The organism is Snodgrassella sp. B3837 (genome assembly GCF_026535955.1).
Classification (GTDB): Bacteria; Pseudomonadota; Gammaproteobacteria; order Burkholderiales; family Neisseriaceae; genus Snodgrassella; species Snodgrassella alvi_E.
Genome location: NZ_JAFNPI010000015.1, coordinates 105,004 through 125,114 on the forward strand (window position 1 = coordinate 105,004; position 20,111 = coordinate 125,114).

The window sequence follows — 20,111 nt, forward strand, 5'->3', positions numbered from 1 at the left end:
TGTAGGAATTAAGACGGTCTGTTGGCTTCTGTTATTAAGTGAGGGTATTTAAATTTTATTAATACTGTTTAGCTATGGCTGTTCACTCTCTCGTTAAATACTCCTTTTATTTTTCCCACATCAGGGCAAAATACCGAACTGAAAAATTTGGTGTGTAAATAGTTGTAGAAAATGCTTCTAGACTCATGTGTTATGCATTTGTTCTGGCAGGTAAACCGGTTACTGTTTTCTGATATGGGAAAACTGTGATTTTTCGTACCTGAATGTTTTTGGTATTAGTATGTTGTACTTATTCTTCTTTTTCTTAATGAATCAAGATTTCTGGACTAGAAAATTGAGATGAATATTTAACGGAATAAAGAAATTTGGAAATTTTTTAGAATGCGGGATGGTGGATTCTGATGCTCAGGGAGTGTGAAACAAAAAATAGAAGGTTCCAGATTAGCTAAATTTAAAAGGCATTTATTGCACAGATTTCCCAGTTATAGAATTTGTTTAGATAAATTATTGCTGTATTGCTAGATAAGCTGATATTTAATTATTTTTATATAAAAAACTTATTATGGTTTAATTCATGTGTATTTTTAACTGGTGATTACAGCTAAGTCAGTTATCTGAGTGGTGTAGCAGGGGCTAAGTTGGGCACGGGTCATGAGCCAGTGGTTGGATTGCAGTTCGCTACCCAGCTGGATGCTACTGCGGCCGTAGTGGTTGGTGATGTTGTCCCATGTGGCCATCAGTTCGGGGCGGTGGTTGTGTTGGCTGGGGCAGAGTAAATCCAGTTGTTGGAAGTGATGTGTTGGTTCGATGCCGCCCAGTTCGATGCCGCATTTTTTGTATTCGTAGCCGGGGCGGTAGATGCGGCGCAGTAAATTTTGGGCGATTTGATTCAGGGTGATGGTGTCGGCGCTGGCCTGTGGCAGTTTGATGAATTGGTAGCCGTTGTATTGGGGCAGGTCGTGGCGAAAACGGTTGGTGTAGATAAATACGCCGATGATATGTGCCTGACTATGCTGTTCGCGCAGTTTGGCGGCACCAGCAGTGATGTGATGGCTGATGGCTGCTTGCAGGCCTTCGATGCTGGTGACCATTCTGCCGAAGCTGCGGCTGCGTACGATATTCCGGCGGTTGGCTTCTTCAATAATGAGTTCGCTACAGGGGATACCCTGCATTTCGCGCTGGGTACGTTCGAGTACAACGCCAAACTGTTTGCGCAGGGTAGGTGTGTGGGCGTTGATGAAGTCAAGGGCGGTGTGGATACCCTGTGCGGCTAGTTTGTGGCCGATTCGGCGGCCGATACCCCAGATTTCGGTGATGGGTTCGCTGGCGAGAGCACGTTGCTGGATGTTGTGACTCCAGTCTGTCCAGACGACAACGCCGTTGAAATGGTGGCGGTGGCGTTTGGCTAGGTGGTTACAGAATTTGGCCAGTGTTCGGGTGGGGGCAATGCCGACGCAGGTGGGTATGCCAACCCATTGCTGGATGCGGTTGCGGATGTTGTGTCCAATCTGGTGCAGGTTGCTTAGTCCTTGCAGGTCAGCAAAGCATTCGTCGATGGAGTAGATTTCGATGGCGGGCACAAGGGAAGCGATGGTGCTCATCATGCGCCGTGATAGGTCAGCATACAGTTCGTAGTTGGATGAAAAAACGGTTAGTTTGCCTTGCTGTATGAGATGCTGAATCTGGAAGTAGGGTACGCCCATTTTGATGCCTAAGTCTTTGGCTTCGTTGGAACGTGAGATGACGCAGCCGTCGTTGTTACTGAGTACGATGATAGGCTGTTGTCTGAGCTCGGGGCGGTAAGCTCTTTCGCAGGAGCAATAGAAGTTATTGCCGTCAATCAGGGCAAACATGGGCGGGATTCAGGGCTTGTAGGCAGTGTTTGTGTTGCTGGATGATCTGGTAGACGTCGCGATCCAGCTGGCCTTGTGGTTGGCTAAGGATGGTGTGCAGTTCGTCGCTATTGCTGGCACTGCCCAGATGAATCCAGTGGTGGAAGAGGTGATATTTCTGTTTTTCTTTGACGTAGGCGTAGTGATTAAATGGCCAAGCGGCCAGTTTGATTTTTTGTAAGGCCAATGCCAGTTTGAGGTTGTGCATGTCGGCGCTGATTTTGTGGACACAGGCGCCGCTGCACTGGTGTAGCTGGTGGCGGAAACAGGGGCGGTTGCTGCTGCCTTTTTCGATACCGAGGGTTTGCAGGCACAGGTCGGTGCTGCTGATGGTGCTGTTGATGGTTTTCTGGGCATCGCTTTTACTGTGAAACAGGCCGTAGTAGCGCTGTTGCTGGTTAAGTAGAACATGGCGCATGGGGACGATACTCAAGGTGTCGTAGCCGTGCGCATTGGTGTCGACCCTGAAGCTAAACAGGTCTTTCTGGCGGCGCAGGCGGCGGTTAAGGATGGGTTGACGCTGTTTGATTTGTGCTGATTCGGTTAGCAAGGCATCCAGTTCGCCGCTACAGGGGATGATGTCTATTTTTCTGGCCTGTTGTGACAGGCTCATTTCTTTGCTGTTGTGCACATCTTGGTTGAAGTGGCTCAGCAGACGAGTTTTAACTTGTTTGCTCTTGCCTATATACAGGGGCAGGTCGTTGTCGCCGTATATGAGATAGACGCCGTAGTCGTCGCTGATGTTTTTCAGGACGTCGCTGTTGAGGTGGGAGGGCAGACTGGGGCGCTGCATGATGGTTTTGCAGGCCTGTTGCAGGGTGTCGGCGGAAAAGTTGTGTTTGAGTTGCTGCCAGAAGTCGTAGATGGCACGGGCATCGGCAAAGGCACGGTGGCGGTTGTGCATGTCGATATTGTGGCGGGCAATGATTTTGTCCAAACCGTGATGCTTGTGTTCGGGGTAGAGCAGGCGTGACAGTTTGACGGTACACAGTTGCTGCGGATTAAAGGTGTGGCCGAGTCGCTTGAAGGCGGCTTTGATGAAGCCGTAATCAAAGCGTACGTTGTGGGCAACGAAGATGCGATCTTTGAAGATGGCGGCAAGCTGGCTGGCAATTTCGTCATTGAAGTATGGTGCCTGTTCTACCATTTGGTTGCTGATGCCGGTGAGTGCTTGAATAAAAGGCGGAATGCTGGTGCCGGGGTTAAGCAGGGTATGGAAGAGCTGCTGTTGGCCGGCTTCAGTATAGACGACAGCGATTTCGGTTATGCGGTCGCTGGTGGTGCGACCACCGGTGGTTTCGATGTCGACAAAGGCTAGTTGCTGGTCTGAGTACATGGTTTATGGGTTAGCGGACGTGTTTGATGACATAGGTGACGACGCCGACGATGGCGAGGGTGTCTCCTTCGCTGAATTTGAAGTTAGGATAGGATTGACTGTTGTTTTCGGAATGCAGTTCGACGTTGCCGTTGTCGAGTCTGTGCAGGCGTTTGATGGTGAATTCGTTACCTAAATCGGCCATGACGATGTCGCGGTGTCTGGGGGGCAGGGAGCGGTCGATGATAAGCAGGTCGTTGCGGCTGATGCCGGCGTCGTGCATGGAATCTCCGCCGCAGCGTACGGCAATGGTGGCGGCCTGATTTTTGATCAGGTATTGGTTGAAATCCAGATAGTCGCTGATGTATGGCTCTGCTGGACTAGGGAAACCAGCAGGAATGGTTTCTGTGGCTAGCGGGATGTTGAGCTGGCTGAGGTCGCTGGCTATTTTCCAGCAGTCGAGTGGTAGATGTTGTGCTGGTTGTAATGGACTGTCAGCCAGCTGATCAATCAGGTGCTCTACTGTAGGTATTAGGCTGACGGGGATGCGTTTGACTATTTTTGGTCCGGCAATTCTGGCTTTGCGCCCAGCGCCGGTTCTGCTACCACCGTGTGTGTTGGATTTTGCTGTTGTATCAACCACTAATATGCTCATCTTGATTAAGTTATTTAATCAAGAATGGTAGGGCTGTGATTTTTCTGCGTCAATTGTATCTAGCTGTAGCCTGCTGATAATGATTTGTTTTTATGTGGGTTATGCGGTTGGATATTACTTCTGTTGATATAAGCTAACCGGTTTTGTGATTTTTTGATTATTCTGAATCATTGTTATTAATTGCAGGTGAATGGGTGAGATCGTTGCGCAGTCAATATGCGTTTGGATAATTTTAGGTGTGTAAGTATAGCTGGGAGTTGTCTAGTTTGGTTGCTGAGGTATAGAGGCTGGTCGGGAAGAATTAACAGAGGTTGATGGGATAATGCTATCTGAGGCAGTTTCATCAGCAATCCGGTCGAGAGTAGTGGTAGCTTCAAGGTGAGCGTTTTGTACATCGGAGGCGGTGATGGCTGCAGCTTCACTGGCGCTGCGATAATTTTCATGGTGTGAGCAGGCAGCCAGACTGGTAATGGCGAAAATAGGTAGTAAAGGCAGTATTTTCATGATGAATATAGATATTGTGTGGATTAATCTGGATTGGTAAGTGGAGTGCAGCCGCATTGGTTGAGTAGCTGGGTGGTTTCATAAACGGGTAAGCCCATGATACCGGTAAAGCTACCGCTGATGTGCTGAACCAGCATTCCGCCCAGCCCTTGGATGCCATAGGCTCCGGCTTTGTCCAGTGGTTCGCCGCTGGCAATGTAAGCAGTAATCTGTTCATCCTGTAAGGGTGCAAAGTGTACAGTGCTGGTTTGCAGGCTGTGCAGGGTTTGGTTGTGCCAGTAGATGGAAACGGCGGTATGTACCTGATGCTGGCGGCCTGAAAGTAGTTTGAGCATGCGTGCCGCATCGTCGGTGTTGACTGGTTTGCCCAGAATGAGGTTATTCAGGCTAACGGTGGTGTCGGCGCTGATCAGCGGAAATTCCGGTGGCTGTTGCTGTGTCTGGTGCCATGTACTGAGTGCTGCGCTGTTTTTCATACGTGCCATGCGCTGCACATATTTAGTGGCGTTTTCGTCTGGGTAGGGCGTTTCATCAATCTCTGCGGGCAACCGCAATACATGGTAGCCAAGATTGGTGAGGATTTCATACCGACGGGGGCTGCCGGAAGCAAGGTAGACGGTAGGCGGGTTCATTGATAAGGAATGGTGTGTTGGGTGTGTATGTTATCGGTTGATTGTGGTTATTTTAGCATTGCCTTACGCAAAATGGTTTTTTCTCTGGATATCGGTGCGGCTGGATTTTGGTCTAGATCCAGTTACGAGCAGCGGGCTGGTTTTGTCTGGTTAGAGGTTTACATCAACGATAAACCGACCTCTGATTTTGCCTTTAATGATGTCTTGAGCTGTTTCAGGGCACTCAGTCAGGCTGATAGTGTGGGCAATGTGCTGTAGTTGCTGTGTATTCAGATGTTTGGCCAGAAAATCCCATGCTGCTATGCGTTGAGAGTAAGGTGCCATAACGCTGTCGATACCGGCTAGAGTAATGCCTCTAAGTATGAAAGGGGCTACTGTGGCCGGTAAATCCATGCCCTGAGCCAGACCGCATGCGGTGACGATACCGCCATATTGGGTCTGGGCACAGATGTTAGCCAAGCTGTGTGAACCGAGTACATCTATAGCAGCTGCCCATTGTTGTTTTTGTAATGGTTTTTCTGCATTGGCTAGTGTTTTACTGTCAATGAAGTGGTGTACGCCTAGTTGTTGCAAATAATCGGTGTTACTGATTTTGCTGGTAGCAGCGGTAAGGGTATAGCCTAATTGAGCCAGTAACATAATGGCAACGGAACCGACACCTCCTGTGGCGCCGGTAATAAGAATGTTGCCATGTTCTGGAGTAATGCCATGTTTGATGATGCGTTGAACACAAAGGGCGGCTGTATATCCGGCCGTACCGATCATCATGGCTTGCTGGGTGCTTAAGCCGGCTGGTAAGGGGATAAGCCAGTCTGATTTAAGATAGGCATACTGACTCAGACAGCCCCAATGGGTTTCGCCACAGCCCCAGCCGTTTAAGATGACGCGATCTCCAGCTTTAAAGTGCTCGCTGCTGCTGCGAATAATGGTACCGGCACCGTCTATGCCGGGTACCATCGGCCATTGCCTTACTATGGGGCCGCTATTAGTGATGGCCAGAGCATCTTTATAGTTCAGACTAGAAAACTGAATTTGTATCAGGGTATCGCCTGTTTGTTGTAGCAGATTTTCTTCTCTGATTTGTTGGATGCTACAGGAAAAATCGTTTTCAGTTTTTTCTAAGAATATGGCCTTGGATAACATGACATTATGCCTTTTAGGGGGTAACTAGACGGATGGTCTAATTTTGATTATAGGCTGGTTGTCAGTAATGAGCAATTGGTCAATGCGGTTGGTTTGGTTAAAGCGAAAAAGACGTGTTGAAGTAGCTAATGTGGCTGGCAGCTGGGGTGCGTTAGGCGGATTTGATTAAATTGAAAAACTGTTGGGTAAATGTGTCTAGTGGTTTGGCATTTTTCAGCAGTTTGGCTCGGCTGACTGCTCCTTCCCAACCTAGCCAAAAGAAACACGCCAGTTGGTTGCAGTCTGTTTGCTGGTTTATTTCATGTTGCTGCTGGGCCAACCGTAAGCAGCTGGCGATGAGGTGCTGCCAGTTGTGTAAAATATTGCTGAGTAAAGCGGGGTAATCCGGCGGAAGCAAGCATTCGTCCTGCATTAGCTCACCAACTAGGCAGCCGCGGTTGAAATGGTATTCAGACATGCTGTTTCTGGCATCTGTACAGAATGCCTTGATTCTGGCTAGTGCAGAAGAAATGTTTTCGTTGAGTAAGTGCTGTTGTAGTTTTTTGGTAAAAAAACTATTGTAGTAATCGAGTATGGCATAGCCAAATTCTTCTTTGCTTTTGAAATAATAATAAAAAGAGCCTTTGGGGACGCCTACTTTTTTAAGTATGCTTTCAATATTTGCACTGTTGTAGCCGTATGTGGTCATGGCTTCTACGCCGCTGCGGATAAGCGCAATTTTGGTATTACGGCCTTTACGGGATAACGTTGGCGTTGTGGCTGGTTCTGTCATCGTACTATTGTGTTGTTCTGAATTTTTGGTATGGTCTGTTTCAGGCAGATTGAAGAGCTGTTACTTTCCCTGTTTACTGACGGCTTTACGACAAAGCCAGTCCAGCCACGTGATAGGAAAAATTTTTTTTAAATACCAGAAAAGATGTGCCGGTACGGTAACCGGATAGCGAGCTTTAGGTTTGTGGGCATTCAGGGCGCGCGCACAAACGCTGGCACATTGTTCAGCCGTTAATGTAAAGGGAGCGACGCTGCTTGTGGCTTGCAAGCGGTTGAGTTGAGCCTGATAGGCAGAACGATGAACGCTGTTCTCTACATCAATGTACTGTTTGAATTTAACCAGTGCATTGGGTCGAAAACGTGTGGCTATAGGTCCGGGTTCGAGAAGGCTGATATAAATACCGCTCGCATGGGTTTCCAAGCGTAGAGTATCGCATAATCCTTCCAGTGCAAATTTAGAGCTGTTGTAGGCACTACGCCACGGCATAGCGGCATATCCAAGTATGCTGGAATTGACCAGTATACGGCCGTATTGCTGACGCCGAAATATTTTCATGGCAGCATTGATGCATTGCCATGTACCGAATACATTGGTATTAAATTGTTCATGCAAAGCAGTGCGGCTGATGTCTTCAGCGGCACCAGTTTGTCCGTAGCCGGCATTGCAGAATAGCGCATCCAGATGGCCGAATTCACTCAGTACTGTATCAAAAGCGGTTTGTATTTGTTCATCGCTGGTAATATCCAGCTGGAGGCAGTGAAAACCTTCTGCACGTAAACGTGCAACATCTTCAGCGCTACGGCAACTGGTATAAACTCGCCAGTTGTCTTGGCGTAATAATTTGGCGGTGGCGTAGCCAATGCCACTGGAGCAGCCGGTAATCAGAATGTTTTTTTGCATGTGATGACCTTATCGGAGTTCGTTTTCCGCAGCGGCTTCGTAGGCATCGACAATTTTCTGTACCAATGGATGGCGTACGACATCTTCACTGGTGAATACATGAAAATAAATACCGTCAATGTTGCTGAGCTTTTCACGGGCATCTTTCAGGCCGCTTTTGATATTTTTAGGTAAATCAATTTGGCTGGTATCACCGGTTATAGCAGCCTTGGCACCAAATCCAATACGGGTAAGAAACATTTTCATCTGTTCCGGTGTGGTATTTTGTGCTTCGTCCAGAATGATGTAGGCTCCGTTTAGTGTACGCCCGCGCATATAAGCGAGAGGAGCAATTTCTATCAAGCCTTTTTCAAGTAGTTTAGTGACGCGGTCAAAACCCATCAGATCGTAAAGAGCATCATACAAGGGACGAAGATAGGGATCGACTTTCTGTGTCAGATCACCGGGCAGAAAACCGAGCTTTTCACCTGCTTCTACGGCAGGCCGTACCAGTACAATTCGTTCTACTTGATGTTTTTCGATGGCATCGACAGCTGCTGCTACTGCCAGATAGGTTTTACCTGTACCTGCAGGACCTAATCCGAATACTACATCGTGTTTTAATAAGGCCTGTATGTAGCTGTTCTGCCGCGGGGTACGGCCGCCAATGTTACCGCGGCGAGTACGCAGGGTCCAAGTTTTGGGTTCTTGATGATTGGTTTCAGGCTGGGTGGTGGTTTTGGCCTCTACAGCAGCCAGCTGGATATCGCTGTCATTTAGGTCGCGTTGGCGTGCAATTGTGGCTAGACTCTCCAGTGCGTTGATTCCTTGTGTGATTTGAGTGCCGGTTAAAGTGAAATGGTCAAAGCGGCGGGTAATTTCCAGATTCAGTGCTTTGCCCAGAGTGGCAATATGTTGATCCAGAACGCCACACAGGCGTTGCAAGGCAGTGTTATCTATGGGTTCGAGCTGGTAATGGCTGGTTTGACTCATGGTTAGACTTAATGCAATTGAACAATTTTTAATATGTAGTCAAGCTGGTCGAAAGCAAGGGTGACTTGATGATAATAATATTTGCTGTTACAGGGGCTGAATTGTTGATTGGCTATTTAAAAATGGCTGATTGGCCTTGCCTGCGGGCAGGACTTGGTATAGATTGTGGCGGTAAATAGAGGGATGCTGCTGGCAATATACGCCCGCAAGCTTATCAATGATTCTGCGGATGGAAAATTGCATGCGAACTGCGAAGATTACACGGAATACCAGTGAAACGAAAATTCAGATAAGTTTAAATCTTGATGGTACTGGTGTAGGCAGGTTTGATACGGGAGTGCCTTTTCTGGAGCATATGCTTGATCAGATTGCCCGTCATGGTTTAATTGATTTGGATATCCGCTGTCGCGGCGATGTGCACATTGATGACCATCATACTGTTGAAGATATTGGTATTGCTCTGGGGCAGGCACTGAAGCAGGCGTTAGGCGATAAATGTGGAATTGCCCGCTATGGATACAGTTATGTGCCGCTGGATGAATCGCTAAGCCGTGTCGTGGTTGATTTATCGGGACGACCGGGACTGGTGTATAACGTTGAATATAGTCGTGCGTTAATAGGACGCTTTGATGTTGATTTGTTTAGTGAGTTTTTTCATGGACTGGTCAATCATGCAATGATCACGCTGCATATTGATAATTTGCGTGGTGTGAATGCGCATCATCAGGCTGAAACAATTTTCAAAGCGTTTGGTCGTGCTCTGCGTATGGCTGTAGCTGCGGATGAGCGTATGGCTGGAGTAATGCCTTCTACTAAGGGTACTTTGACTGCATAAATATTAGTTTGATTTCAATAATCCGTTAATGAGTGTACATTAGCGGATTATTTTTTAATCCTGCTTATGTGATTTATTGCTTTGAAAGAACAGATAAGGTGTTATTGTAAACATCGTTATAAGTATAATAATGTTTTTATTCAATTTGTTGTGCAAATAAAATTTTTTATAATTAACATTTATGAATATTCTTTTATTTGTGTATTTTTTTGTTTTTTTGTGATAGTGTGTATCTGTCGGGTCTGATGGTTGTTTTAGTAATTTTTTTTATTGCCAGTCTGACAGGTTCGGATATGGATAAGCTGATTGGAATATGTAATGACCTTGATTTAGAGCAAGGTAGACAAATGAATGATGATGTAATGGTAATTGATGTAAGGCCTATCCAATATTGGCAGCACAACGATGCTGAGAATATGAAGTATGAAACTCAGGCTAGTTTTCAGCCTGATTTTGAATCTGAATATTATTTAGACAAATTAATGCAGGTCGATTTGCAAACTGAACAGTCTCATGATGCTATAACTAAGATAGTGAGAGTGTGGCAACATGCTGATCTGTTTCCGCATTTGAATGTGGTCGATAATCTGACATTGATGCAAATGAAAGTATTGCATCTGGATCGTTTAGAAGCGCATAGTAAAGCATTAAATTATCTGTCTCAGGTGGGTTTATATCGTCAGGCATTGAAATTTCCGGCAGATTTATCCGCTGGTGAACAGTTTCTAGTAGCGGTGGCGCGCAGTTTATGTGTGCGGCCACAAGTCATTTTGTTGAATAAAGCGATGCAGCAGCATGCTGAAGCAGACAGGGATGTTGATTTGCAGACAGTGATGAAAGCATTGCTGATGGATGGACTGGTTTTAGCCAGTGAGCTGGATGTGAAAGAATTGGCTTGTCGACAAGATAATAATGTAGAAAGTAATGTGGAAGCCGAACCTATGGAGATGCTAAAGGAAGAAAGTGGTTTCTTTCCACTTTGGAATTTTAGCTACGTATAATGAGAATGGTTTGGTTTCAGATTTTCAGTTAACTTGGTTTAAGGTATGATAACGGGCTGTTTATTTGCATACAGCCCGTTATTTTTAACCAAATTCCGGATTACCTTGCTTAAAGTTAATACAGTAAATTCTGATAAAGATGTGAAAATGAAAGTAGCTATTGTCAATTATGGTATGGGTAATCTGCATTCGGTGCTGAAATCAGTTCAGGCGGCTGGTCAGTTACAGCAGATTAAGGCTGAAATTATGCTGACGTCTGAACCGGATGAGGTTTATGCAGCAGACAAAATAATTTTTCCCGGACAGGGTGCCATGCCAGATTGTATGGCAGCTTTGCTGAAAAGCGGTTTGGCAGAAGCATTAATGGATGGATTGCAGCGTAAACCGTTTTTCGGTATCTGTGTTGGTGCGCAGCTACTGTTTGAACACAGCGAAGAAGGTAATACATCCGGCTTGGGCTGGTTTCCTGGTTGTGTTAAGCGGTTTCAATCCATTGTAGCTGTGAATAATCGTCCGCTGAAAATACCGCATATGGGCTGGAACCGTGTTCATCAGACTCAGCAGCACCCTCTATTTGCCGGTATATCGCAGAATGAATGGTTTTATTTTGTACATAGCTATTATTTGGCGCCGCAGGAATCATCTCTGGTATTGGGTATGTCAGATTATGGTGAAGATTTTGCCTGTATCGTGGGCAGAGATAATGTATTTGCCACACAGTTTCATACAGAGAAAAGCCATGTGGCGGGTTTGCAGTTGCTAGGTAATTTTTTAAAGTGGGATGGTACGCAGTAGTGTCCTTAAAGTATCTGTTTTCAACTCGTCTAGATTATGTGAATTTAATATGTTATTGATTCCTGCAATTGATTTAAAGGGCGGACAGTGTGTGCGCTTACAACAAGGCCTGATGGAGCGGGCCACCGTATTTTCTGATGATCCTGCACAGATGGCTTTGAGCTGGTGTGCCCAAGGAGCTCGCCGCTTGCATCTGGTGGATTTGGATGGGGCGTTTGCCGGAAAACCAGAAAACATGACCGCAATCAAAGATATACTGAAACAGGTGGCAGATAATGTGCCGGTGCAGCTTGGAGGTGGAATTCGTGATTTGCATACAATAGAACGCTATTTGCAGCTGGGTTTGAGCTACGTCATTATTGGTACTGCTGCGGTAAACAACCCGCAATTTGTGCGTCAGGCTTGTGCTGCCTTTCCCGGGCAAATTATTGTTGGAATTGATGCAAAAAATGGGATGGTGGCAACAGACGGCTGGGCGAAGATAACAGATTTTCAGGTAACAGAGCTGGCCAAACGTTTTGCTGATGATGGTGTAAATAGTATTATTTATACGGATATCGGCCGTGATGGCATGATGAGCGGGGTCAACATTGATGCCACAGTCAAATTGGCTCAACAGACATCTATACCTATTATTGCTTCTGGCGGGGTAACTGATTTGGCGGATGTGGAAGCCCTGTGTGCTGTCGCAAAGGATGGCATTGCTGGAGCCATTGTTGGGCGTGCTATTTATGAAGGTACGCTCGATTTGGCAACAGCACAGAAAATAGCGGATCAGTACGAACACTAGTTCTCATTTTATGTGCATCAAAATATCTGCATTCAGTTTTATGCTGTAGCTGTAAAGTATCTGTATATTTTGATCAGAGTTGCTAGGTGATAGATAAGCTGAATATTTTATTTAACAATAACCTTACAGTACTTATGGAGACCGAGTAATGATTAATATATTAAGTTCCCTGATTTTGGCATTGTGGTTGGTTCTTAGCATGAATCGGTCAAGGCAGATTTTTTTTGAAACCAGCATTTATATCATTGCGATGATAGGGATTAACTGTATTATGCAACATGCATGGCCGGATGTGAATAGTGCATGGCTTTTAGGCTGGATTGTGCAATGGTTTTTTGTCTTTATCGCAATTTGGCTGTTTGATATTGTTGCACTGGGTACCATCAGTGCGCTTATTTATTCGATTGTAGTCGGCGTTATCTATTACTATTTACAATTAAATATTCCTGCTCTGGTTGAGCACTGGATAAAATAATTACCATATAGTTTAGCTGAGAAAGATGGCATTATGGCTTTAGCCAAACGCATTATTCCGTGTCTGGATGTGGACAATGGGCGTGTTGTGAAAGGGATTAATTTTATCTCCCTGCGCGATGCCGGTAATCCAGTGGAAATTGCCCAGCGCTATAATGATGAGGGGGCGGATGAACTTACTTTTCTTGATATCACTGCTAGCTCAGATAATCGCGATACGATTTTGCATGTTATCGAAGCGGTAGCTAGTAAGGTATTTATTCCGCTGACTGTAGGAGGTGGTGTGCGCAGTGTTGAAGATATCCGCCGCCTTCTGAATGCCGGTGCAGATAAGGTTTCAATTAACACAGCCGCTGTCAGCAATCCAGACCTTGTTAATGAGGCCAGTGCTTTTTTTGGCAATCAGGCAATTGTTGTGGCCGTGGATGCTAAAGCAGTGGATGCTGAAAATTCACGCTGGGAAGTTTTTACCCATGGTGGCAGGCGTCAAACGGGACTTGATGCAGTGGAATGGGCGAAAAATATGGCCATGCGTGGAGCAGGGGAAATTTTGCTAACCAGCATGGATAGAGATGGAACTAAAGCTGGTTTCAATATACCACTTACCCAATCGGTAAGTAATGCTGTCAGTGTGCCAGTAATCGCTTCGGGCGGTGTTGGCAATATTGAGCATCTGATTGAAGGTGTGCAGATGGGGTATGCTGATGCGGTACTTGCAGCAAGCATTTTTCATTTTGGTGAAGTACGGATTCATGACGCTAAATTAGCCATGCAGCAGGCTGGTATTGAAATGCGTATTTAATTTGTCTATATATAGGTTGAATGTCTGTTAGAAAATAAGGACAATAGTTGTGATCAATACGCTTTTGGATGCGGTAAAGTGGAATGATAAAGGATTGGTCTGCGCTGTGGTTCAGGACAGGCGCACTTTGCGCGTGCTGATGGTGGCATGGATGAATGCCGAAGCGTTGAGACAGACTGTTGCTACTGGTTTTGCACATTATTACAGCCGCTCACGACAGAGGCAGTGGATGAAAGGTGAAGAGTCTGGGCATACGCAAAAGGTATATGAGCTGCGTTTGGATTGTGACGGTGACGCGCTAGTTTTGCTGGTTGAACAGCAGGGTGGTATTGCCTGCCACACCGGACATGCTAGCTGTTTTTACCGCATTTATCGGAATAATGACTGGATAAGTACCGATCCTGTTATTAAATCAGAAAATGAAATATATACCCAGTCTGAGTGCGCTCAGAAACATAAATAAAATAAAGAGAACATGATGACAACTAAGCCGGTTGCAGCAGATGTAGCCATGATTTTAACTGAATTAGCTGATGTGCTGGATTCCAGACGCGAGGCTTCGCCACAGACTTCTTATGTAGCTCAGTTATTACAAAGTGGTGAAGATAAAATTTTGAAGAAAGTTATCGAGGAAGCAGGCGAGGTGCTGATGGCTTCCAAGGACGGTGACAAGCATCATTTGATTAAGGAAGTAGCTGATGTCTGGTTTCATACTATGGTATTGCTGACCTATCATCAGATTCGCGTAGAAGAAGTTTTACAGGAGTTACAACAGCGACAGCATGTGTCTGGATTGGCTGAAAAAGCCAGTCGTCAGCCGCAGTAATTGCAACCAATTTTCTTAATATGCGCTGCTGTCTTCATACGGCGGGCGCATGTTTTTTAAGTAGTTGAGGTAAAGGAAAAGCATCATGGGTAGTTTTTCAATTTGGCACTGGGCAGTGGTATTGCTGATTGTAGTACTGATTTTCGGTACCAAAAAGTTACGTAATATTGGTAAAGATCTGGGCGGTGCTGTACATGATTTTAAACAGGGTCTGAATGAAAGTGATCGTGAAGCACAGAAAAAAGATGATGTAATCGAACATAATAAAGACGATAGTAAAGTTTAGAAGGTATTTATGTTTGGTTTGGGTTTTGGAGAGATTCTGCTGATTGCGGTAGTGGCTCTGGTGGTTCTGGGGCCGGAACGTCTACCTAAGGTGGCACGCAGTGCTGGTCTCTGGGTGGGGCGTATTCAGAATTTCATCAATAATGTTAAAACCGAACTAAGCGAGCAGACTGGGGTAGCAGAATTTAGACAAGCACGTGACAGTATTGAGGCCGCTGCGCGGTCATTTGAGCTTGATGTTAATAATAATGTGCGTAGTATACGTGGCGAGGTAGATGCATTAAAACGTCAGATCGCTACTGATGAAGCAGCAGAGACCGAAACCAAGATGAACCTTTCCGAGCCACTGCACTACAGTGGTACCAATTTGTCTGATGCTCCGCTGGTGCATCGGGTTTCGCTGCATCGGCAGGCGATACAACGCCGGCGCGATATGCGTCCCCGACATCGTATTACGCCTAAATTGCGTATACGCCGGCACGGATAAATGAGCAGAGTAATAGTAATGCCGGTAGATGAAAATACTGAATTGACACTGATAGATCACCTGTTGGAATTACGTCGCCGTGTGATGTGGATTCTGGCTATTCTATTGTTATGCTTTGCGATTATGGTGCCTTTTGCACAGAAAATATATATTTTTGTTGCAGAACCCTTGATGGTGAATCTGCCAGCTGGACAGCATATGATAGCAACCGAAGTGATCGCGCCATTTTTTGTACCTTTGAAGGTGACAATGATGGCTGCTTTTTTACTAACATTGCCACATACGTTATATCAAGTCTGGGCCTTTATAGCTCCAGGCCTTTATCGTCATGAAAAACGTTTGATACTGCCTCTATTAATTGCCAGTGTCTTTTTGTTTACTCTGGGAATGGCATTTGCCTATTATCTGGTTTTCCCAGTTATTTTCCGTTTTCTGACTGGTATTACACCTGTTGGGGTAAGCATGGCTACCGATATCGACAAATATCTGTCTTTTATATTAGGTATGTTTGTGGCATTTGGAGTAACATTTGAAGTTCCGGTACTGGTAATTCTGTTAAACAGAATAGGGGTAGTATCTGTGCTTCAGTTGAAAAAAGCTCGCCCTTATGTTGTGGTTGGTGCATTTGTCGTGGCGGCAGTGGTTACACCGCCAGATATTCTGTCACAAACGCTACTTGCGATCCCTTTAATTTTTCTTTATGAAATCGGGATTTTGGTTTGTCGTTGTGTTGGCAGTGATAAGAAAAAGTCCTCTTTATCATATCCGGTACAAAGACAATAAATTAATTTTTATACTGAAATAAACAGGCTGCCTGAACATTTTCAGGCAGCCTGTTTATAAATAAATTCAAGACAGTTAACGACGTTGTTCGATGGAGAATTGTATGGATCAGTCGCCAATTGATTCGTGTTCGAATATTTACCGCTCTGCTACATGGGTCTGGTGGTTGGGAATGTTGTCGCTGTGCATTGTGCCGTTTATGTCGAGCTGGCGCGTGGGTACCCTGTCTAGTTTTTATCTGGAAACAGGAACATTATTTTTTGTGCTATGTCTTGCTGGGCTGACGGTACTGACTCGCAAAACCAAATTTTCATTGCCCAACAGTAGTATTGTACTGTTGGTGTTGGCACTATTGCTTGTGATTCAGGCACGAGTAATGAATCTTACATATGCTAGTCAGTCCGACCTGACCGCATTAGTTTTTGTGGTAATGGCTATACTTGCTTGGGCGGCGCGTGGATGGGTTATTCGCATCGGCCAGACTCAGGCTGTTACGATTTTGGCTATGGCGTTGGTACTGGGGGTGCTATTACAGTCTCTAGTATGTTTAATGCAGTTTGTGGGTGTAAATAGCTGGATTCCGGGAATATTGCGTGGACCAGGAAATCATTATATTTATGGTCAGCTAGCTCAGCGCAATCATCTAGGACATTACCTGATGTGGGGCGTGCTGGCTTTGTGTTTTTTGTGGCAGCAGCGACGCCTGCCGAAATGGGTGGTGTGGGCATTGCTATTTTGGTTTACCGGTGTAATGGGGCTGATTGGTTCTCGTACGATCATTCTGTATGTGCTGGTTATCGGGTTATCACTGTTTTTCTGGCGTTGGCGTGCGGGTTCTGCTGCTAATCGTTTTTTAATGAAACTGGCTATTGCCATTGGCTTGGTATTGCTGTTTCAACTGGTATTGAGTCCACTGTTTGATTTTTTTCTGCATATTAGTTTTCAGTCTGGTACTGCTCGTCTGGAGCAGGGTGGGTTTGCTCAGTCAGGGCGCCATATGGAGTGGCATAAGGCATGGTTAATTTTTAAAAGTGCCCCATGGTTTGGTTATGGTTGGGGTAGCTATGCCTATCAGGGATTTGCAATTGCAGATGTGTATCCGAATGGTTTCCGCCAATATGAAAACACGGTGCTATTTACACACTGCCACAATCTGGTGTTACAGCTATTGGCAGAAACCGGTATTACTGGTCTGTTAATTGTGTTGGCTTGTTTTGCTTTGGTGATCTGGCCACATCTACGCAAGGGATTTAATCCGGCTTCAATTGTTTTAGTAAGTATGATATTGGTTTCTTTATGCCACAGTATGTTGGAATATCCGCTTTGGTATAGCTATTTTCTTGCTATATTTGTTCTATTTATGGCATTGACACCGATTACGAGCGCTCAATTAACAAAATCTTGTCGGCCTGTTTCTAAGTTCTCCAATCAGGCTGGAGCGATTCTGGCTTTAATCGCCATGTTGATGATGATCTGGCAAATGCTGCTGTATCAACAATTTTTAAAAGTTCGTGCTAATGGTCAGATAGCGCAGGCTGAGCAAATGAGCAGATTGCATAATTTGCGTAAGCATATGTACTTTATGCGTTATTATGTTGACATGGCTGTTATCGAAAAACTGAATGTTACTGATTCTTTTTTACCATTATGGGGTAAACAAGCGGCATTGTTGGCGGGAAGATATCGACCTTACAGCAACACATTTATACGTGGACTTTACCTTGAGCAGGCACAGCAAAAAACGGCTGCTCATGACTGGTTTACAGAGGTAAGTCATTACTATCCCGGAATGATTCCTAGTTTTATAAGCAGAATCAGAAATCAACCATATTCCGTCGCAGCAATACAACAAATGCAGCAGGATTGCCTGAAATATCAGCAGCAAAGTGCGCTGAAAATGAATTGTATGTAGTGTTCAGACAGATATTTAACATTGTGGTTTTTAATGAAAAAGTGAGCAAAAGCCTTGCTATTGTAAAGATAATTCCAACCTACATGTTAAGATATCAAGTGTAAATATAGTAAATACGTCTGTAGTCAATACAGAATGTGCACTTCCATTTAGGAGGATGATATGAATCGTGTGTTATTAATAGATGACGATAATTTGTTGACAGAGTTACTCACTGAATATTTGACAGCTGAAGGGCTGGAAGTGAGTCGCGTTGCCGATGGCGAAGCAGGTGTGAAAGAAATTTTAACCGGTCAGTACGATGTGGTGGTATTGGATTCCATGATGCCGAAAATGAACGGTTTGGATGTGCTGAAAACGGTACGTGTACAAAGTAAGATTCCAATTATTATGTTGACTGCCAAAGGCGATGATATTGATCGAATTATAGGTCTGGAAATGGGTGCAGACGATTATGTACCAAAACCCTGCCAGCCTCGCGAATTATTGGCTCGAATCAATGCCATTTTACGTCGTACACACCAGAGTCAAGACAATGATCAGAATGGAATTCCTAACAGTATTTCAGCCAGTGGGGTGGTGCTGTATCCGGCCAAACGTCAGGTTACCATTGATGAAGAACCACTAGAGCTGACCAGCACAGAATTCAATCTGCTTGAAGTACTAATGCGCCACGCAGGACAAGTGGTAAGTAAGGAAACTTTATCTTTGGAAGCGCTGGATCGAAAACTGGCCAAATTTGACCGCAGTATTGATGTACATATTTCTAGTATCCGGCATAAGCTGGGCAATGCTAGTCTGATTCAGACTGTACGTGGTCTGGGTTATCTGTTTGTTAAAAACTGAACCAGAATACAGGCTGTTGTTAAACAGCCTGTTTTAAATTATGAAACTGTTTCCCCGTATATTTGCTACATTCTGCGCAGTGATTGTTTGTGCGATTTTTGTGGCCAGCTCTTCTTTTTGGCTGGTGCAGAATACGCTTGCTGAGACCCGCTTCAAGCAACAGCGAAATTTTGAAGAAAATTTGCTCAGCAGTACCATGAATGCCTTTCAAGCACGTGGTGATGCCGGTATTCGTGAGCAATTGTTGGAATGGGGAAACAGTCCGGGCGGTGAAAATCTTTATGTTATTACCGGTGATAACAAAAATGATATTCTTGGCCGTCCTATAGACCCTGAGGACATTGATAAGGCTCATGAGTTTGCCTTGTCGCATCCTAATTCAAAACTGGTGCAGATATCCTATAATTCTCTTGGCGAGGAATATCTGTTTATGATTCGCGGCTGGAATCATGAACGTACACCACGTCCGCCTAGCCCGTTTTTTATTCCCGGTTTGCCGATTGCACCGGTCTGGCACGAATTTATAATTCTCAGCTTTATTATTATTGTTGGTCTGCTTACGGCATATATTTTGGCCAATAATATTACCCAGCCAATTCGTGTGTTGTGGCGGGGTATGGATCGGCTGGCTCATGGCAATCTACAGACACGTGTGTCACATCAGCTATCAGAACGACGTGATGAACTTTATTCATTGGCAGTGCAATTTGACAATATGGCGGATAAATTGCAGAAGCTGGTGGAAAAAGAACGTCATTTGCTGCATCACGTTTCGCATGAAATGCGTTCGCCACTGGCTCGCATGCAGGCAATTATTGGCTTGATACAGGTACAGCCACAGAAGCAAGAACAGCATTTACAGCGGCTGGAAAGTGAACTTGGACGTATGGATTTGCTGGTTGGTGAACTACTCACTCTGTCTCGACTGGAAACGTCTGATTTACCTATAACGCTGGAACCGCTAGCCTTGGTGCCAGTTATCAAGCAGATTGTTGAAGACAATCAGGCGGTAGCCATGCAGCATCAGCAGACTTTATCTTGGCAGTGTGATATTCCGGATACGGCAATGGTGAAGGCAAACGAAAGCTATTTGTACCGCGCCTTTGATAATGTTGTTCGTAATGCAATAAATTACAGCCCAGATGGTAGTGAAATCAAAATTCATCTGCATGAGGGCGGTAAGCAGCAATGGCAGGTGGATATTAGTGATAATGGTCCGGGGGTTGCTGAAAACCAGCTGCCGCATATTTTTACTGCTTTTTATCGGGCGGACAGCAGTGCCAATAAGCCAGGAACGGGGCTTGGTCTGGCGCTAACCAAACATATTATCGATCGCCATCATGGTAAGATATACGCAGATAATCAACAGCCAAAAGGCCTGAGTATGCATTTTTTGCTGCCTAAATTTACGCCAAGTAGAAACCGGAATCGGCAGAAAAATAAGAGTTGAATAATAAATTACTGAAGAATCAAGCCGGATAAAGTAATAG

23 protein-coding genes are annotated in these 20,111 nt (G+C 45.1%); 14 read left to right on the top strand and 9 right to left on the bottom strand.

Features of this window, described 5'->3' with window-relative positions:
- Positions 1-584: 584 nt before the first annotated feature.
- The 9 genes from J3U67_RS05580 to J3U67_RS05620 all read right to left on the bottom strand — a co-directional run bounded on the left by J3U67_RS05580 (position 585) and on the right by J3U67_RS05620 (position 8,785).
- Positions 585-1,853 (bottom strand): Y-family DNA polymerase, encoded by a 1,269-nt coding sequence (locus J3U67_RS05580; protein WP_267404206.1) that lies wholly within the window; start codon positions 1,851-1,853, stop codon positions 585-587.
- Entirely contained in the window at positions 1,837-3,228 is a 1,392-nt protein-coding gene (locus tag J3U67_RS05585) for a 3'-5' exonuclease family protein (protein ID WP_267404207.1), read from the bottom strand. Before J3U67_RS05585 ends, J3U67_RS05580 begins: the two co-directional genes overlap by 17 nt.
- A gap of 10 nt (positions 3,229-3,238) precedes the next feature.
- Positions 3,239-3,850 carry a LexA family protein gene (locus J3U67_RS05590; protein ID WP_267404208.1) on the bottom strand — a complete coding sequence of 204 codons (612 nt, stop codon included), beginning with the start codon at positions 3,848-3,850 and terminating at the stop codon, positions 3,239-3,241.
- A gap of 273 nt (positions 3,851-4,123) precedes the next feature.
- The gene (locus tag J3U67_RS05595; RefSeq protein WP_100140436.1) at positions 4,124-4,366 is read right to left on the bottom strand and encodes a hypothetical protein; all 243 of its coding nucleotides are present in this window, start codon (positions 4,364-4,366) and stop codon (positions 4,124-4,126) included.
- 23 nt (positions 4,367-4,389) lie between these two features.
- A complete protein-coding gene (locus tag J3U67_RS05600) occupies positions 4,390-4,998 on the bottom strand; it encodes a Maf family protein (RefSeq protein ID WP_267404209.1) in 609 nt (202 codons plus the stop codon).
- Positions 4,999-5,148: 150 nt separating this feature from the next.
- Positions 5,149-6,141, bottom strand: coding sequence for an MDR family oxidoreductase (locus J3U67_RS05605; protein ID WP_267404211.1), 993 nt, complete (start codon positions 6,139-6,141; stop codon positions 5,149-5,151).
- A 151-nt stretch (positions 6,142-6,292) separates the two neighbouring features.
- The gene (locus J3U67_RS05610; RefSeq protein ID WP_267404213.1) at positions 6,293-6,913 is read right to left on the bottom strand and encodes a TetR/AcrR family transcriptional regulator; all 621 of its coding nucleotides are present in this window, start codon (positions 6,911-6,913) and stop codon (positions 6,293-6,295) included.
- Between the two features lie 60 nt (positions 6,914-6,973).
- A complete protein-coding gene (locus tag J3U67_RS05615) occupies positions 6,974-7,813 on the bottom strand; it encodes an SDR family NAD(P)-dependent oxidoreductase (RefSeq protein WP_267404215.1) in 840 nt (279 codons plus the stop codon).
- A 9-nt stretch (positions 7,814-7,822) separates the two neighbouring features.
- Positions 7,823-8,785 carry a PhoH family protein gene (locus J3U67_RS05620; protein ID WP_267390678.1) on the bottom strand — a complete coding sequence of 321 codons (963 nt, stop codon included), beginning with the start codon at positions 8,783-8,785 and terminating at the stop codon, positions 7,823-7,825.
- 241 nt (positions 8,786-9,026) lie between these two features.
- On the opposite strand from J3U67_RS05620, the gene hisB reads away from it, so the two are divergent.
- The 14 genes from hisB to J3U67_RS05690 all read left to right on the top strand — a co-directional run bounded on the left by hisB (position 9,027) and on the right by J3U67_RS05690 (position 20,071).
- Positions 9,027-9,620, top strand: a complete 594-nt coding sequence (gene hisB, locus J3U67_RS05625; RefSeq protein WP_267404217.1) for an imidazoleglycerol-phosphate dehydratase HisB — start codon at positions 9,027-9,029, stop codon at positions 9,618-9,620.
- A 293-nt stretch (positions 9,621-9,913) separates the two neighbouring features.
- Positions 9,914-10,621 (top strand): ATP-binding cassette domain-containing protein, encoded by a 708-nt coding sequence (locus J3U67_RS05630; RefSeq protein ID WP_267404219.1) that lies wholly within the window; start codon positions 9,914-9,916, stop codon positions 10,619-10,621.
- Positions 10,622-10,768: 147 nt separating this feature from the next.
- The gene (gene hisH / locus J3U67_RS05635) at positions 10,769-11,416 is read left to right on the top strand and encodes an imidazole glycerol phosphate synthase subunit HisH (protein WP_267390675.1); all 648 of its coding nucleotides are present in this window, start codon (positions 10,769-10,771) and stop codon (positions 11,414-11,416) included.
- A 49-nt stretch (positions 11,417-11,465) separates the two neighbouring features.
- Positions 11,466-12,206: a 1-(5-phosphoribosyl)-5-[(5-phosphoribosylamino)methylideneamino]imidazole-4-carboxamide isomerase gene (gene hisA / locus J3U67_RS05640; protein ID WP_100140428.1), complete on the top strand. Its 741-nt coding sequence runs from the start codon at positions 11,466-11,468 to the stop codon at positions 12,204-12,206.
- A 199-nt stretch (positions 12,207-12,405) separates the two neighbouring features.
- A complete protein-coding gene (locus tag J3U67_RS05645; RefSeq protein ID WP_267390673.1) occupies positions 12,406-12,681 on the top strand; it encodes a hypothetical protein in 276 nt (91 codons plus the stop codon).
- A gap of 33 nt (positions 12,682-12,714) precedes the next feature.
- Complete coding sequence (hisF, locus tag J3U67_RS05650; RefSeq protein ID WP_267404221.1) at positions 12,715-13,482, top strand: imidazole glycerol phosphate synthase subunit HisF; 768 nt, start codon at positions 12,715-12,717, stop codon at positions 13,480-13,482.
- Between the two features lie 49 nt (positions 13,483-13,531).
- Entirely contained in the window at positions 13,532-13,945 is a 414-nt protein-coding gene (hisI, locus tag J3U67_RS05655) for a phosphoribosyl-AMP cyclohydrolase (protein ID WP_267390671.1), read from the top strand.
- A 15-nt stretch (positions 13,946-13,960) separates the two neighbouring features.
- A complete protein-coding gene (locus tag J3U67_RS05660; RefSeq protein WP_267390670.1) occupies positions 13,961-14,308 on the top strand; it encodes a phosphoribosyl-ATP diphosphatase in 348 nt (115 codons plus the stop codon).
- A gap of 85 nt (positions 14,309-14,393) precedes the next feature.
- Positions 14,394-14,594 (top strand): Sec-independent protein translocase subunit TatA, encoded by a 201-nt coding sequence (gene tatA / locus J3U67_RS05665; protein WP_100140424.1) that lies wholly within the window; start codon positions 14,394-14,396, stop codon positions 14,592-14,594.
- Positions 14,595-14,603: 9 nt separating this feature from the next.
- Positions 14,604-15,080 (top strand): Sec-independent protein translocase protein TatB, encoded by a 477-nt coding sequence (tatB, locus tag J3U67_RS05670; RefSeq protein WP_267404223.1) that lies wholly within the window; start codon positions 14,604-14,606, stop codon positions 15,078-15,080.
- The gene (gene tatC, locus J3U67_RS05675) at positions 15,081-15,863 is read left to right on the top strand and encodes a twin-arginine translocase subunit TatC (protein WP_267404224.1); all 783 of its coding nucleotides are present in this window, start codon (positions 15,081-15,083) and stop codon (positions 15,861-15,863) included.
- Between the two features lie 103 nt (positions 15,864-15,966).
- Positions 15,967-17,775: a PglL family O-oligosaccharyltransferase gene (locus tag J3U67_RS05680; RefSeq protein ID WP_267404225.1), complete on the top strand. Its 1,809-nt coding sequence runs from the start codon at positions 15,967-15,969 to the stop codon at positions 17,773-17,775.
- 162 nt (positions 17,776-17,937) lie between these two features.
- Positions 17,938-18,621 carry a response regulator transcription factor gene (locus J3U67_RS05685; RefSeq protein ID WP_100140421.1) on the top strand — a complete coding sequence of 228 codons (684 nt, stop codon included), beginning with the start codon at positions 17,938-17,940 and terminating at the stop codon, positions 18,619-18,621.
- A 40-nt stretch (positions 18,622-18,661) separates the two neighbouring features.
- The gene (locus J3U67_RS05690) at positions 18,662-20,071 is read left to right on the top strand and encodes a sensor histidine kinase (protein ID WP_100140420.1); all 1,410 of its coding nucleotides are present in this window, start codon (positions 18,662-18,664) and stop codon (positions 20,069-20,071) included.
- The last annotated feature ends 40 nt before the right edge of the window (positions 20,072-20,111 follow it).